Here is a 14277-nt window from a genome sequence, read left to right as displayed (position 1 = left end):
ATTTAACGGTGAAAATATACCGGTCAACCTAAATCTATTTGATACAAATCAATGAAATTAAAATTACTAATTGCAGCGGCTATTGTATGTCAGTCGGTATCGTCGTTTGCACAAAAACAGCCTCCTAAGAATGACCTTCGGGCGCCTGCCTATCCCTTAATAACAATAGATCCCAATACAAGTGCTTGGTCCTATAGCAACGAATTGAATGCAGATGTTGTCCACCATTGGACTGGAAAGTCATTTCCTTTACTGGGTGTCCTTAAAGTGGATGGGAAATCCTATCGCTTCCTAGGAAAAGAAGAAGCTGAACCTCTGTCTTTGGCACGGATGGGCGAACATGCGGCCTGGACCGGAAGTTATGTCATTAGCGAACCCGCTTCAGATTGGATGAAACCTTCGTACGATGCAGAGCAATGGAAAACTGGCGTCGCTCCTTTCGGTACCAAAGATAAAGAACCTCAGGTGAATACGGATTGGCAGGAACCTAAGATCTGGATCAGGAGAGTAATTGAACTTGATGAAGATCTCACCGGAAAGCCTGTTTTTATCGAATTTACGCACGATGATGATGCCATTTTGTATGTCAACGGATTTGAAGTTGTTAATACGGGGAATTCGACAGGCAAAAATAATCGGGTCAAACTGCCCGAACATATCGTGAAGACACTGAAAAAGGGGAAAAATATACTTGCTGGTTATTGCCATAATAGGGTAGCGAATGGTTATTTTGATTTTGGACTGTTTGCAGAAAAAGAAGGTAGTATTCAATTCGAAAGGGAAGCAAAGCAGCTTGCCGCCAATGTTCAGGCCACACAAACACATTATTCGTTTGATTGCGGTCCAGTCAATCTAAATATTACTTTTATGGCACCGTTGCTCATGGATAATTTGGACCTAATGTCGCGACCCGTAAATTACCTTTCTTATCAGATCCAGGTAAAGGATGGCAAAAAACATCACGTACAGCTTTATTTGGAAGCTGCTCCAAACTGGGCTTTGAATTCTCCGGCACAAGACGCTGTAAGCAGCTCATTCCGCAGTGGAAACCTGCAGTTTGTGAAGACTGGAAGTAAAAGTCAGCAGATTCTCGAAAAAAAAGGAGATGATTTACGAATAGATTGGGGATATTTTTATATGGCTGGTAACGCTGCAAAAACGAAATCTATTGTTGGCAACAGTCAGGAATTGCGTGTTAAATTTCTAAAAAACGAACATACATTACCTTCAAAAGAAGGTAAGCAGCTGGCTTTAATACAAACTTTTGATGTCTCATCAAGCTATCAGGATAAGATCTTATTGGGGTATGATGACTTGTATTCTATCCAATATTTCGAACAAAATTTACGGCCGTATTGGAATACAAATGGAAATCATACAATTGAGAAACAATTTGAATTGGCCGATAAAGAGTATGCTGCTCTCAAAAAGGCTGCTGATAAATTTGATGCCGAATTATGGAGTACAGCTCTTCGTAATGGGGGAGAGGACTATGCCGCATTGTGTGCCTTGGCCTATCGGCAAGCAATCGCTGCCCATAAACTTGTGAAGGCATCCAATGGCGATTTACTTTTATTATCCAAAGAAAATGATAGCAATGGGTCAATAGGAACTGTTGATGTAACCTATCCTTCGGCTCCGATTTTCCTGTACTATAATCCGGAATTGGCAAAAGCGCTAATGAACGCTATTTTTTATTACAGCGAAAGCAATAAGTGGACAAAACCTTTTGCTGCGCACGACGTTGGAACTTATCCGCTGGCAAATGGTCAAACCTATGGTGGAGATATGCCTGTGGAAGAATCCGGAAATATGTTGATACTAACCTATGCATTAGCTAAAGTGGAAGGAAATGCCACTTATGCAAATAAACATTGGAAAGTGTTGTCGACATGGGCAGATTATTTAGTTGATAAAGGTCTGGATCCCGAAAATCAATTATGTACAGACGATTTCGCTGGCCATTTTGCACACAATGCTAATTTATCCATCAAAGCTATCTTGGGGATTGCTTCTTATGGTTATCTGGCCCAAATGCTCGGTGAAGAGGCTACTGCTAAAAAATACTTGACGGAAGCGAAAGCGATGGCTATGAAATGGGAAGGCATGGCCAAAGATGGGGATCATTATAAGTTGACTTTTGACAAGGCAGGAACCTGGAGCCAAAAGTATAATATGGTATGGGATAAATTGCTCAAGATGAATATTTTTGATCCTGCTATTCGCGAAACCGAACTAAGCTACTATCTCAGCAAACAAAACCAATATGGATTACCACTGGATAACCGTCAGCCTTACACCAAGACGGATTGGATTATTTGGACGGCGACCATGGCAAATGATAAACCTACATTTGAAACCTTTGTAAAGCCAGTATACCGTTTTATGAATGAGACAACAGATCGGGTTCCGATGTCCGACTGGACGTATACGGATCGACCTAAAAGAGCTGGATTTAAGGCAAGATCCGTTGTAGGAGGCTATTTTATCAAAATGCTGGAAGAGAAATTGGCAAAGGCGAAATAGCGTTTTCCTATGATGTAGAGAAATAATATAATAAAATAATAAGATGTTGAATACAATGTTGTTAAGATATTGGATCGGTGGAGTTGTTGTACTGAACGTGTTAAGCTCCTGCGGAAGCTTTTCAGGTTCAGTAACGCAACTTGGACCAGAGACAATTGCAAGAGCTAATAAGGTGCAGCAAAAGACCTATACCAATCCGGTTTTTGAGCCTATACTTGCTGATCCTACAGTTGTTAGAGACCCCAAAAGCAACATGTTTTATGCCTACGGGACAGCCGACAATTGGGGAGATGGCAAAGGCCAGCGTCTGGTATCCATTCTACAATCTTCCGATCTAGTTCAATGGACCTGGATTGGTACAGCCTTCAGCTCAAAACCGAGCTGGAAAGCCGAAGGTGGAATCTGGGCTCCCGACGTAGTAGAGCTCAATGGGAAATACCTGATGTATTATGCCTATTCGACATGGGGAGATCCTAATCCAGGGATAGGAATTGCTCTTGCTGATGCACCGGAAGGACCATTTATAGATCAAGGTAAACTTTTCGATAGCAAGCAGATCAATGTACCCAATTCAATTGACCCTTACTTTTTTATGGAGAATGGACAGAACTATTTGTTTTGGGGTAGTTTTAGCGATGCTGAAACGCAGGGCACTTATGGTGTGGAATTAGATCAAAATGGAACAGCTGTACCTGATCTAAATAAAAAATTTAAAGTTGCTGCCGGTGATTTTGAGGCTGTTGTAATTCATAAGCGGAAAGGGTATTATTACTTTATCGGATCCAAAGGATCTTGTTGTGAAGGGGAAAAAAGCAGTTACCATGTTCTTGTAGGACGGTCTAGAAATTTGAAAGGGCCTTATATGGATCGGGAGGGACGCAATCTGGTACAGCGAGGGAGCGGAACGTTGCTGTTAAGGGGAAATGATCAATTTGTGGGGACAGGTCATACTTCGCGCATTATTACAGACGATAAGGGAAAAGATTGGATACTCTATCATGGTATGGACCCAAAGCAGCCTCGTGTTGCGACGGGTGGAAATCGTCGGATGCTATTTTTGGATCAGATCGTCTGGGATAAGGACTGGCCCAAAATTGAAGGGGCAACCAGTAGTGTTGCAGTGCAACCGGCACCAACATTTAATTTTAAATAGCATTTTCAATAGCTAGTAGCAGCGGATGGCCGATCTTTGTCGGGTAGGACTTCCGCTGCCTATTCCTTACACGATATAGCACCATAAGATACAGCAAAAGAAAAAACATCTCGAAGTGCTGTATGCTGTTTTGGGGTGCGATGAGCGTTGTGGTAAATATTTGTGAGCGGTAGCTAAGTTAAATGGCTATGGAGCCAGCTGCTGATAAACTCGAATACTTCTTTTTTGCATTCTTCATTTAAAATTTCATGTCGCATTCCCGGATATAATTTGACCGTAATATCAGCTTGCCCTTGGTTGCGGAGCTGCTCTGCACTTTTTTCAACTCCAGCGCCAAAATCGCCAATTGGATCATCCTGTCCACTGATAAAAGCTATCGGAAGCGTTTTTGGGATAAGCTGTGTAGGAATAGGATCTGTCGCCTGTAGTGAAAGATCCAGTACCGTATGAAACCCATTATTGGTAAATAGACCTCCGCAGAGTGGATCTTCCAAAAAAGAAATACGATTTGTCTTATTAACGCTTAGCCAATTGCTGTTACATTGGTTCGGTTCGTTCTTAAAACGGGCGTTGTTGCGTTTGTCAAAAATACGATTAATCAATTTACTTCTTTTTTTGGGTGCAACAGTATTTAGAAAAGCGAGTAAAAGATGAAAAGCGGTGGAGCCCTTTTGACGCTGTCCGGTACCCACAATTATCGCCCCCTTAAATTGGCCCCCAATTTTTTGTAATACGCAACGTGTAACAAAGGATCCCATGGAATGTCCTAAAATAAATTGCGGTGTTTTTGGATAGGCTTCCCGTAAGAAACTACTCATCGCAATTGCGTCATCGACAAGCTGTTCTTTGGCCTTTTCTTTTTGGAAATAGCCCAAAAGAGCGGGTTGTGAAGCCGTTAATCCGTGACCCAATTGGTCGTAGGTTAAAACTGCAAATTGCTGTGCTGTCAAATAACTGGCCAGTTCCTGATATCGACCACTGTGCTCTTGCATACCATGGATGATGAGGATCGTGGCCAATACAGGATGATCTGTAGGCTCATAGATGTTATAAGAAATTTTATACTTATTTTCTGCCGTATTAACGGCATAAAAATTTGACGATACCCTATTCATGGTGCGTTTTGTTATTTATAGTAAACTAAGACAAATTTATGGTATTTACAAGGTCAGTAATCGTTGTAGCTTTCAAGAACATTACTGTTATTGCCTAAAATAGGGACAAAAAAAAAGCACTATTAATTTTGTTGTTTGAGCATATTTTTTAGATTTTACTTAATTTAGAATGTACAAAGCGTACACGAAACAAGAAGAAAAGAAACCTGACATGTTGTTCATGATGCGGAGTGAGTGAGAAGAGATTGCTGTAAATAATTTAAAGTAAAAGTTTTGCTGGTTCGTCTAGGCTGCTATGGACATTGCATACCAAAATCATATGGCAGAGAAAAATTCCAGATCATTTACGGATACCGTTAAGACTTATGGGAGTCAGCTGCTGCGTTTTGTTAAGGGGAAAGTAAAGAAAACTGAGGATGCAGAGGATATCTTACAGGAAGTTTGGTATCAATTCAGCCGTTTAACGAATATGGATGAACTGGAGAATGCTGGAGCCTGGCTTTATGCCGTCACACGCAATAAAATTACAGATAGCTATCGAAAAAAGAAAAGTGAATCACTTGATGATCTGATCGCAGGCGACGATGATAGTGAAAGTTCATTTCCCATCCGTCAGTTTCTTTTGGCTGACGACTCCAACAATCCCGAGCTAAAATTATTTAAGGATATTTTTTGGGACGAATTGATGAAAGCATTGGACGAATTGCCTGAAAAGCAACGCCGGGTTTTTATGTTGAATGAACTGGAAGACAAAACACTTCAAGAAATTGCTGTGATGGAAAATGAGCATTTAAAGACAATCATCAGTCGCAAAGGGTATGCAGTGAAGCATCTAAGAGTACGATTGCGGAGTTTATATGAAGAATTAAAATTTTAAGGATTAAGCTATGAATGGAAGAATGAAAAGACAGCGGAAGGGTAAATTCGCTTTTATGTTTGTCGCTATTATTGTTGGTGTTTTTTTATTGGTGGCGTTGTTACAATATTTATGGAATACGTTAATGGTGGATATTTTCCATTTAAAAGCAATTACCTATTGGCAGGCACTAGGACTCTTTGTTTTGTCAAGAATCCTGTTCGGCAGGGGATTTGGTAAACCGGGGGGCGGGAGATTTCGAAAAGGTTTTCCAACTCAAATGGAAAACGGAGAGGATCTTTCCGAAGAGGAGAGGGAGCGTTTGCGTGAGGAATGGAAGCGTCGTTTCAGCGGACGATGCGGATTCTGAAAAAACAATAAAAATTTTAAAGTAAAAACTGTTGTTGGGCGTCTTCTTTTATAAAGGCGCCTTTTTTATGTCGATATACCGAAAGAAATGACAGAACGCGATGATCTGTCAGAATGGATGTTGGCGACACTAAATTAATTACAAATATGAAGGTCAAGAAGAAGTACAATTTCAGACAGATGAAGGTATGTGCTGACGGAAACCTTAAAAAAGATGTATTCAAATGAAAAATAAACTTCGATTTATATTGCCGCGCCTGATCGTGCTTACGGCAATAGCAGGATTAGCAACGCTAATTATTGGGACGATCTTTAAACTCTTGTTGTTTGGAACAGTGCTGTTTGGTATAGGAAGCTTTGCCGCAGCAAGAATGCGCAGAAGAGATCGGCGGGCTTTCCAAATGGACACGACCCCAGTACACCCGAATGTTCAGCGTCACTATGATACAGTCGTAGCGATCGTGCCGTTAAATGCACAAAGCCGTTCGAAGAGGGCAACAATAGTTCCCGTTTATTAATAGTTAGAAAATCCCGATTGTGGAAACAATCCTGCGATCATCAATTTACACTTAGTATTCAACATTAAAAATTAAAGTCATGTTTAAAAGAGATAATTACAACAGCGGATATTCAAATCATAATAAATTTTGCGGAAAGCATTTCAAGGACCGTTTTGAAAAATTTCAGCAGCATTTTTTTGAAGGCGAACCCATGCAAAGCGGAAGGAGACAGCAATTTTTTCCTGTAAATATTGTCGAGAATCAAGAATTCTTTGAAGTACAGCTTTTTGCTGCTGGCCGCAAGAAAGAACAGTTCCAAGTCAGCATCCAAGAAGGGATACTTAAAATTTCATGTACTGCAAACAGACAAGACAATGCCATAGATTATATTTATAAAGAGGACGATGGATTAGCATTTGAGCGTGAATTCCAATTAAATGAACACGTGCTTACCGATAATGTACATGCCAGTTTTGAGGATGGGGTGTTGACGGTCATTCTCCCAAAAGATCTCGAAAAGGTAGCGAGGCCACAAGAGGTTGTTATTGATTAGCAACAAATAGTAAACGTAAATCAGTATTTGAGCTGATTTTGAAAAAGGGCAGCATACAGAAATTAGCTGTCCTTTTTTATTTCCACGTATGTCTATCATACCACTTTCCATTATACGACGCTTAAAATGTCGAAAAGGTATTATCATTCATTTAGATAGTGTATTTATTATGATATAAGTTTTGTCTATAGTTTATCAAATCATTCGATGGAGCGGATCGACTGTATTTATGTACTTTTATGAAAGTTGAATTCAAACAATTTGATCAATTAAGGTATTATATAAAAAAACTTTCTTTTAATATGGACAACAACGAAAAAGACATTAGCAAATGCCCCTTTCACAATGGTACGATGAGCAACTCCGTCGCAGGAGGTGGAACTCAGAATCAAGATTGGTGGCCAAATAGACTACGTGTAGACCTGTTGAGACAGCATGCGAGCAAGTCAAATCCAATGGATGAAGGCTTTGACTACGCAGCGGCATTCAACCAATTGGACTTAGAAGCCATAAAAAAAGATTTGCATGCATTGATGACTGATTCTCAGGATTGGTGGCCAGCAGATTTTGGACATTACGGCCCATTATTCATCCGGATGGCGTGGCATAGTGCAGGAACATACCGTGTAAGTGATGGTCGGGGTGGCGCAGGATCTGGTCAACAGCGCTTTGCTCCTCTAAATAGCTGGCCAGATAATGTTAGTTTGGATAAAGCGCGCCGCCTGTTGTGGCCTATCAAACAAAAATATGGTAAGAATATTTCTTGGGCAGATTTAATGATATTAACGGGTAATGTTGCCCTTGAGTCTATGGGCTTCAAAACTTTCGGTTATTCAGGTGGACGTGTTGATGCTTTTGAACCAGAATTGGATGTATATTGGGGGTCTGAAACCACCTGGTTGGGTGGCGATGTGCGTTATGCGCACGGCTCGGAAGGAGTGGCCGAACCGCACGGAGTCTTATCTGCCGATGATGATGCAGATGGTAAGCTGCACACGCGCAATCTTGAAAAACCATTGGCTGCGGTACAGATGGGATTAATTTATGTGAACCCAGAAGGACCGGATGGAAATCCTGATCCGATTGCTGCAGCAAAAGATATACGGGACACTTTTGGTCGGATGGCTATGAATGATGAGGAAACCGTTGCTTTGATTGCAGGAGGACATACTTTTGGGAAAACTCACGGTGCAGGACCTGCAGACAATGTCGGAAAAGAACCAGAAGCCGCTGGTATAGAACAACAAGGCCTCGGTTGGAAAAGCACTTACGGCAGTGGAGTGGGAGCTGATGCCATTACCAGTGGACTGGAGGTCATTTGGACACAAAAACCAACAGAATGGACGAATCTTTTCTTTAAAAATCTGTTTGAAAATGAATGGGAATTAACAAAAAGTCCTGCAGGAGCACACCAATGGGTAGCTAAAGGTGCCGATTCAACTATTCCCGATCCTTTCGATCCAAGTAAAAAGCGCCGGCCAACGATGCTGACCACCGATTTGTCTTTACGTTTTGATCCAGTTTACGAAAAGATCTCGCGTAAATTTTATGAAGATCAAGAAGCATTTGCAGATGCATTTGCCCGGGCATGGTTTAAATTAACACACCGTGATTTGGGACCGCGCGAACGTTATCTCGGTGCCGAGGTTCCTGCTGAGGAATTATTGTGGCAAGATCCCATTCCGGCTGTTGATCATGCTCTTGTTGATTCGGATGATATTCGTGCGTTGAAAACGACCATATTGAATACTGGGCTCAGTATCTCCGAGCTTGTTACAACAGCTTGGGCTTCGGCATCTACCTTCCGAGGATCAGATAAGAGAGGCGGGGCAAATGGCGCTAGGATACGTCTGGCTCCACAGCGTTATTGGCAAGTTAATAATCCAGCACGATTACAAAAAGTGCTTACCGCTCTCGAGCAAATTCAACAGGATTTTAATGGAAAACAACAAGCTGGAAAGAAAATCTCTTTGGCCGATTTAATTGTCCTGGGTGGGGTGGCAGCGATAGAACAGGCAGCTCGCTCGGCAGGACATGACATCGAAGTCCCATTCCGTCCTGGACGTATGGATGCATCTCAGGAACAAACTGATGTTGAATCTGTGGGATATCTCGAGCCAATTGCAGATGGATTCAGAAACTACCGTAAAGGCGCTTATACCGTATCTACCGAGTCCCTTTTGATTGACAAAGCACAATCGCTCACACTCTCTGTACCGGAATTAACTGTGCTTATTGGCGGAATGCGTGTTCTTCAAGCGAACTTTGACGGTTCTCAACTGGGAGTAATGACAGATCGTCCGGGCCAATTGACCAACGACTTTTTTGTTAATCTATTGGATATGGGGACAGCTTGGAAAGCAATCTCGCAGGATCGGGAAGTTTTTGAAGGATCAGATCGCAAATCCGGTGCTAAAAAATGGGAAGCGGGACGGGCAGATCTTGTTTTTGGATCGAATGCGGAGTTGAGAGCAGTTTCCGAAATATATGGAAGTGACGATGCGAAAGATAAATTCGTACAAGATTTCGTGAAGGCTTGGACTAAAGTGATGGAGTTAGATCGTTTTGATTTACATCGCTAATACGACTGGACAATTAATTCGATCATCGTATTTTAAGATTAGGGTTAGTTTACAATCAGGGCTGGTACATTTGTGGTGCCAGCCCTGATTGTATTTTAATGTTCAGGCGTATTCTCCTGATCATCCGTTAGAAATTTTCCACCCAGCATTCCAATACGATATCAGTTCATCACGGTCTGTCCAGGTGTTTTCAAATTCTCGGTCCCGGTTTCTATCATCTTTTTCTCCGTCGGTGGTTAGAAAATCAGTCCAACGGGAAAGCATATTGCCGCCTAAATGTTTTACAATTAATGCAATGCTGTTGCTCGAATCGTTTGGATGCCAAAATAATTGTTCCGTGCTCAACTGTTCAAATGTTTTATCACCCAATGATTTATAATATTGAAATTGTTTTATACAAGTCCCTAAAAAATTATTCATAGCCCTATTAAATCGTCAACTTATGGTATCAATATACAAAAATGTCGTGAAACTAATCCCAACTTAAGTTGTGTAACGCGAGATTAGTGGTTATTGATCAGTTAATTTCACGGATGTGCATGTTAACGCTATTATTGACAAGGCATTGAAGAAGGAGTAAGAATAAGCAGTCTAAGGGCAGGTAAAGCAAAGGTGATACTGGGGAAGTACCACCTTTTTTGCTAACTAAACATTAAACATAAATAAACAGTCTTTTTCAAGACCACACTAAAAATTACATGACTACTCTGCCGCTGGTCGATTTGTCAACCTGCACATTTTTTGGTTGATTTTTTAATACAATTTTTGCAGATGTGGAAACTTTTCCTAGTAAGTTTTCTTTCACACTTAGCGTTACATTTGCAGATGAATTTGCTTGTATTTGAGCATTTGTCGTTGTAAAACGACTCATATCAACCGATGCGGATGAGTTGGTGTTCAAATTTAAATTTGAAGCATTCCCTGAAATATTCTGCCTGGACGAACTACTTGCCGAAACCTGCAAATTTTTACTGCTTACTTCGGTTGTTAATTTACTCGAAGAACTTGTTGCAAGACTAATGTCATCCGCTACTATTTTCTTCAGGGATACGCTGGCTGAAGACGACACGTCTACAGTAATTTTGTTGCTCTTAATGATCTCATCGGTATAAATCGAGCTGCTTGAAGATGCCGAGAAACGTGACGGTATCTTGCTCGAATAAACAATTACACGATTGTTTCTTGCATTTCTGATTGAACTGTTTCTTTTATACTGTACATAGAGGGTACCATTTTTTACAGTCGTTTCGATAAGGGATAAATGCTCGGGATTATCCGCTTCAACAACAACCTCATTGCGATTAGAATGGATGTAATCCACACGAAGCGAGGTTGCCGATGAAATGCCATCTGGAGCAGCGATCTTACGTGTTTCCCGTTCTTGTGCCTGCGCTACATATAAAAATGAAATAAAGGCAATGGTTAAGATTCTTTTCATTATCTTTTTGTTATTAGTTTAAAATTATTGTAGATTAAAAGTTTTATTTTATTTTCCCATTTATCATTTCCAATTTACATAAACATGCACCTGATTGTTTTGTTGAACATATAGTATAATAGTAGTGCCAAAATTATTGATATATCTAAGGTGTTGATTCATAGTTGTCTTTTTATGTGTTTCGGATTTCCTTAGTGCTCATTTTTGAACATAGACTGTTCGGTATCGGACAGTCTATTTGTTTTACCATATGCGCCCTATGTACGCAGCTAACCAGAATTGATACTCTAATTGGGAAGCTGTTATAAATACTTGTCGCATCTTCTCCCGTTTTGTTGCAGTAGTTTCTGCAGCAATTTTATCAACATAATTTTTGGCTTTGATAACTCCCTGTGCAAAATCGTCACCGCTATAGGTTTCAATCCATTTGGAGTAAGGGTTATCAAGCGTATTTGCGGTCGACACAATGTGATCACCTACTGCTTTATAGATCCAGAAACATGGGAGTGTTGCAGCCATGGCGACTTCAATACTTTCGAATGCAGCTACGCTTTTGAGAAAATGGATATAATGATGGCAGGTTGGCTCAATTTTGCTACTGTTGTCTCCAGATGTTAAACCAAATTCTCGAAAGTAATTTTCATGCAGTGCTCTTTCAACAAGAAGTGCATTGCGCCCAAACTCGAAATAGTCCAATGCTTGTTGGTTGTCAGCGCTCTTTGCACCTATAAAAGCAAGGACACGACCAAATTCTTCCAAATAGAATGCATCTTGCCGCATGTAAAATTGAAATTTATCCAAGGGAAGACTTCCATCACTAAGCTCAACGATAAATGGCATAGCAAGTATATCCGAATAAATTGGTGTTATAGCATCCCAGGCATGATCAGTCCAGTTCATATTGCATAAGTTTAAGGGGGTTATGGAAGTGATTTAATGGCCCATTTCCTTTGCCAATGCGAAGATTTTTACTTCCCAAAATCGCCGCGTGTATATAGGATAATGCGATGTCTACTGCGCGATCGAGAGCAATGCCTTGTGCCAATTGGCTCGCAATTGCTGAAGAAAGCGAGCAGCCGGAACCGTGTGTATTTTTGCTGTTAATTTTTTGTGACTTGAATTCAATTGGAGGCTTTTGCTGTTGAAATAAGAGGGATGTTAACTCTTCACTCTGTAGATGTCCACCTTTAATCAGAACAGATTGACAACCCGCAGCCAGTAAACTATTTCCAGCTTTTTCCATCTTTTGGACAGTATGAATAGGTTCATCCACTAAGACACTCGTCTCATCTAAATTTGGTGTAATCAGTGTTGCTAAGGGAAAAAGACGTGTTACGCAGGCCTGGATGGTGTCGTCATGAATAAGTTTGTGCCCACTCGTCGATACCATGACCGGATCAAATACGATTGGTCCCTTATACGTTGTCAAATAGTTACTGATGAGCTCTACAAGCTCAATATTGTGCACCATGCCTATTTTGATTGCATCTGGATAAATATCCTCAAAGATTGCATCCAGCTGATCTTGTACAGCCGAGGTAGGTATCTCATAAATACGTCTCACACCTTGCGTATTCTGAACGGGGAGGGCGGTTAAAACGTTCATCGCATAGCAGCCCAGTGCCGATATCGTTTTGGTATCTGCCTGTATGCCGGCTCCGCCGCTTCCGTCGAATCCTGCGATGCTGAGTACAGTAGGAACCCTATATTTTTTGTTTTTTGTCATTTTAGTAAGGCTTTTAATTGTGCACTGGCTTGTCTGGGATCGGCACTTTGACAGATGGCCGAAACAACTGCAATGGAATCTGCGCCCGCTTTCCAAGCTTGTTGTGCGTTGTGGAAATTCATGCTTCCGATCGCAATCAATGGCTTTTCGGTCCTATTCCGAAGGTGCTTTAAACCCGTAATTCCCCATTCGGTAACAGTATCTCTTTTGGTAGGTGTTGAAAAGATGGGACTTACACCAAGATGGTCGACGACTAGCAGCTGTTGGCTCTCTAGCTGTTGCACAGCTTCTATGGACCATCCAATAGTTAATCTGTCTCCATATTTTTCTCGAATGGCGATTGGTTTGAGATCGTTTTGACCCACATGCACTCCCCAGGCCCCGATCTGGTGGGCAATTGCTGCGGCATCATTAATTACCAAAGGAATACCATAGTGATCGGTAATCTTTTTCAAGCGTATGGCCTTTGCTAAAAAGGTAGCGGGATTATCCGTTTTCTCTCGCAATTGAATCAGATCAACACCACCAATAATAGCCTCTTCGGCGACCTGAAGCCAATTTTTGGGATAACAATCCCGCTCTGAGATGACTAAATATAAAGGATATGGGAAAAGCGGATTAATGTGCATAGTGTTTGATCTTGAGACTTGATTGCAGACGTTCTGCATTAAGCCGATAGAGTTCATCATAAAGATTCAATTGCAGTGTGCCCGGGCCGCTGGCCGATTTGGCTGCGAGCTCTCCGGCCAGGCTTAAGAGGGAGACCCCTGCGACAGCAGCTTCAAAGTGGCCATCCGTAACAGCCAGGAATGCACCAATGAGTGCAGTAGCACTACAGCCAAGTCCTGTCACTTGCGTCATTAAGGGGTGGCCGTTATACACTTCAACCGTGTGTTTTTCCGAAAGAATATAGTCTACATTTCCAGAAATACAGATGATGGAGCCAGTATGTTGTTGCAATAGCTTTCCAAACCTGAGCGCATCTTTACTATCCGCGGTGCTGTCAACACCCTTTGTATTCGGTTGGTTGGAATTGTACAGCGTTATGATTTCCGATGCATTGCCACGGATTACTGTTGGTTTTAGTGCTAATAGGTTGGAAAGTAAGTCATTGCGAAATGCTGATATCCCGGCACCAACAGGGTCCAATACCCACGGTCGTCCAATGGTATTGGCGTGTTCCGTAGCGACCAGCATCGCTTCGGCTGTATGTTCACTTAAAGTACCGATATTAATGACGAGCGCTTGTGCAATGTCCACAACTTCGCGTACTTCCAATGGGCTGTGTACCATTACAGGGGATGCTCCTAAGGCCAAAAGTGCGTTGGCCGTAGTGTTCATCACAACGAGGTTTGTGATGTTATGCACGAGCGGTTTTTCAAACCTCACCTTCTCCAATAAATTGATAATAGAATCTTCCATTCTTTTTGCATGTTAAGCTATATTCGTGTGGCTTTGA

At 41.5% G+C, this 14277-nt stretch carries 14 protein-coding genes; 7 read left to right on the top strand and 7 right to left on the bottom strand.

What is annotated here, in order from left to right; genetic code table 11:
* Window positions 1–51 precede the first annotated feature (51 nt).
* The gene (locus B2W36_RS01525) at window positions 52–2526 is read left to right on the top strand and encodes a glutaminase family protein (protein WP_293886216.1); all 2475 of its coding nucleotides are present in this window, start codon (window positions 52–54) and stop codon (window positions 2524–2526) included.
* Between the two features lie 43 nt (window positions 2527–2569).
* Complete coding sequence (locus B2W36_RS01520) at window positions 2570–3679, top strand: family 43 glycosylhydrolase (RefSeq protein ID WP_293886215.1); 1110 nt, start codon at window positions 2570–2572, stop codon at window positions 3677–3679.
* Between the two features lie 173 nt (window positions 3680–3852).
* Here the strand turns inward: B2W36_RS01520 and B2W36_RS01515 are convergent, their stop codons facing one another.
* The gene (locus tag B2W36_RS01515; protein WP_293885038.1) at window positions 3853–4794 is read right to left on the bottom strand and encodes an alpha/beta fold hydrolase; all 942 of its coding nucleotides are present in this window, start codon (window positions 4792–4794) and stop codon (window positions 3853–3855) included.
* Window positions 4795–5113: 319 nt separating this feature from the next.
* On the opposite strand from B2W36_RS01515, the gene B2W36_RS01510 reads away from it, so the two are divergent.
* The 5 genes from B2W36_RS01510 to katG all read left to right on the top strand — a co-directional run bounded on the left by B2W36_RS01510 (window position 5114) and on the right by katG (window position 9654).
* Window positions 5114–5671 carry an RNA polymerase sigma factor gene (locus B2W36_RS01510; protein ID WP_209574828.1) on the top strand — a complete coding sequence of 186 codons (558 nt, stop codon included), beginning with the start codon at window positions 5114–5116 and terminating at the stop codon, window positions 5669–5671.
* A 10-nt stretch (window positions 5672–5681) separates the two neighbouring features.
* Window positions 5682–6020: a hypothetical protein gene (locus B2W36_RS01505; RefSeq protein WP_293885039.1), complete on the top strand. Its 339-nt coding sequence runs from the start codon at window positions 5682–5684 to the stop codon at window positions 6018–6020.
* A gap of 223 nt (window positions 6021–6243) precedes the next feature.
* A complete protein-coding gene (locus tag B2W36_RS01500; protein ID WP_293886214.1) occupies window positions 6244–6537 on the top strand; it encodes a hypothetical protein in 294 nt (97 codons plus the stop codon).
* A gap of 79 nt (window positions 6538–6616) precedes the next feature.
* Window positions 6617–7072, top strand: a complete 456-nt coding sequence (locus B2W36_RS01495; RefSeq protein ID WP_293886213.1) for an Hsp20/alpha crystallin family protein — start codon at window positions 6617–6619, stop codon at window positions 7070–7072.
* Between the two features lie 302 nt (window positions 7073–7374).
* Window positions 7375–9654, top strand: coding sequence for a catalase/peroxidase HPI (gene katG / locus B2W36_RS01490; RefSeq protein ID WP_293886212.1), 2280 nt, complete (start codon window positions 7375–7377; stop codon window positions 9652–9654).
* A gap of 120 nt (window positions 9655–9774) precedes the next feature.
* On the opposite strand, the gene B2W36_RS01485 is transcribed toward katG, so the two are convergent.
* The 6 genes from B2W36_RS01485 to thiM all read right to left on the bottom strand — a co-directional run bounded on the left by B2W36_RS01485 (window position 9775) and on the right by thiM (window position 14240).
* Window positions 9775–10074: a DUF1572 family protein gene (locus B2W36_RS01485; protein WP_293886211.1), complete on the bottom strand. Its 300-nt coding sequence runs from the start codon at window positions 10072–10074 to the stop codon at window positions 9775–9777.
* Window positions 10075–10348: 274 nt separating this feature from the next.
* Entirely contained in the window at window positions 10349–11092 is a 744-nt protein-coding gene (locus B2W36_RS01480; protein WP_293886210.1) for a GIN domain-containing protein, read from the bottom strand.
* A 243-nt stretch (window positions 11093–11335) separates the two neighbouring features.
* A complete protein-coding gene (gene tenA, locus B2W36_RS01475; protein WP_209574816.1) occupies window positions 11336–11992 on the bottom strand; it encodes a thiaminase II in 657 nt (218 codons plus the stop codon).
* On the bottom strand, window positions 11979–12818 hold the full coding sequence (gene thiD, locus B2W36_RS01470) for a bifunctional hydroxymethylpyrimidine kinase/phosphomethylpyrimidine kinase (RefSeq protein WP_293886209.1): 840 nt from the start codon (window positions 12816–12818) through the stop codon (window positions 11979–11981). Before thiD ends, tenA begins: the two co-directional genes overlap by 14 nt.
* A complete protein-coding gene (gene thiE / locus B2W36_RS01465) occupies window positions 12815–13447 on the bottom strand; it encodes a thiamine phosphate synthase (protein WP_293886208.1) in 633 nt (210 codons plus the stop codon). The genes thiD and thiE overlap by 4 nt, the downstream gene beginning before the upstream one ends.
* Window positions 13437–14240, bottom strand: coding sequence for a hydroxyethylthiazole kinase (gene thiM, locus B2W36_RS01460; protein ID WP_293886207.1), 804 nt, complete (start codon window positions 14238–14240; stop codon window positions 13437–13439). The genes thiE and thiM overlap by 11 nt, the downstream gene beginning before the upstream one ends.
* Window positions 14241–14277 lie beyond the last annotated feature (37 nt).

This window comes from Sphingobacterium sp. UBA3549 (assembly GCF_002376635.1).
Taxonomy (GTDB): Bacteria; Bacteroidota; Bacteroidia; order Sphingobacteriales; family Sphingobacteriaceae; genus Sphingobacterium.
This window is presented reverse-complemented; position numbering and strand designations above follow the sequence as displayed.

Coding starts and splice junctions, on each gene's coding strand:
- B2W36_RS01525 (WP_293886216.1), top strand. CDS start 52: ATGAAATTAAAATTACTAATTGCAGCGGCTATTGTATGTCAGTCGGTA.
- B2W36_RS01520 (WP_293886215.1), top strand. CDS start 2,570: ATGTTGAATACAATGTTGTTAAGATATTGGATCGGTGGAGTTGTTGTA.
- B2W36_RS01515 (WP_293885038.1), bottom strand. CDS start 4,794: ATGAATAGGGTATCGTCAAATTTTTATGCCGTTAATACGGCAGAAAAT.
- B2W36_RS01510 (WP_209574828.1), top strand. CDS start 5,114: ATGGCAGAGAAAAATTCCAGATCATTTACGGATACCGTTAAGACTTAT.
- B2W36_RS01505 (WP_293885039.1), top strand. CDS start 5,682: ATGAATGGAAGAATGAAAAGACAGCGGAAGGGTAAATTCGCTTTTATG.
- B2W36_RS01500 (WP_293886214.1), top strand. CDS start 6,244: ATGAAAAATAAACTTCGATTTATATTGCCGCGCCTGATCGTGCTTACG.
- B2W36_RS01495 (WP_293886213.1), top strand. CDS start 6,617: ATGTTTAAAAGAGATAATTACAACAGCGGATATTCAAATCATAATAAA.
- katG (WP_293886212.1), top strand. CDS start 7,375: ATGGACAACAACGAAAAAGACATTAGCAAATGCCCCTTTCACAATGGT.
- B2W36_RS01485 (WP_293886211.1), bottom strand. CDS start 10,074: ATGAATAATTTTTTAGGGACTTGTATAAAACAATTTCAATATTATAAA.
- B2W36_RS01480 (WP_293886210.1), bottom strand. CDS start 11,092: ATGAAAAGAATCTTAACCATTGCCTTTATTTCATTTTTATATGTAGCG.
- tenA (WP_209574816.1), bottom strand. CDS start 11,992: ATGAACTGGACTGATCATGCCTGGGATGCTATAACACCAATTTATTCG.
- thiD (WP_293886209.1), bottom strand. CDS start 12,818: ATGACAAAAAACAAAAAATATAGGGTTCCTACTGTACTCAGCATCGCA.
- thiE (WP_293886208.1), bottom strand. CDS start 13,447: ATGCACATTAATCCGCTTTTCCCATATCCTTTATATTTAGTCATCTCA.
- thiM (WP_293886207.1), bottom strand. CDS start 14,240: ATGGAAGATTCTATTATCAATTTATTGGAGAAGGTGAGGTTTGAAAAA.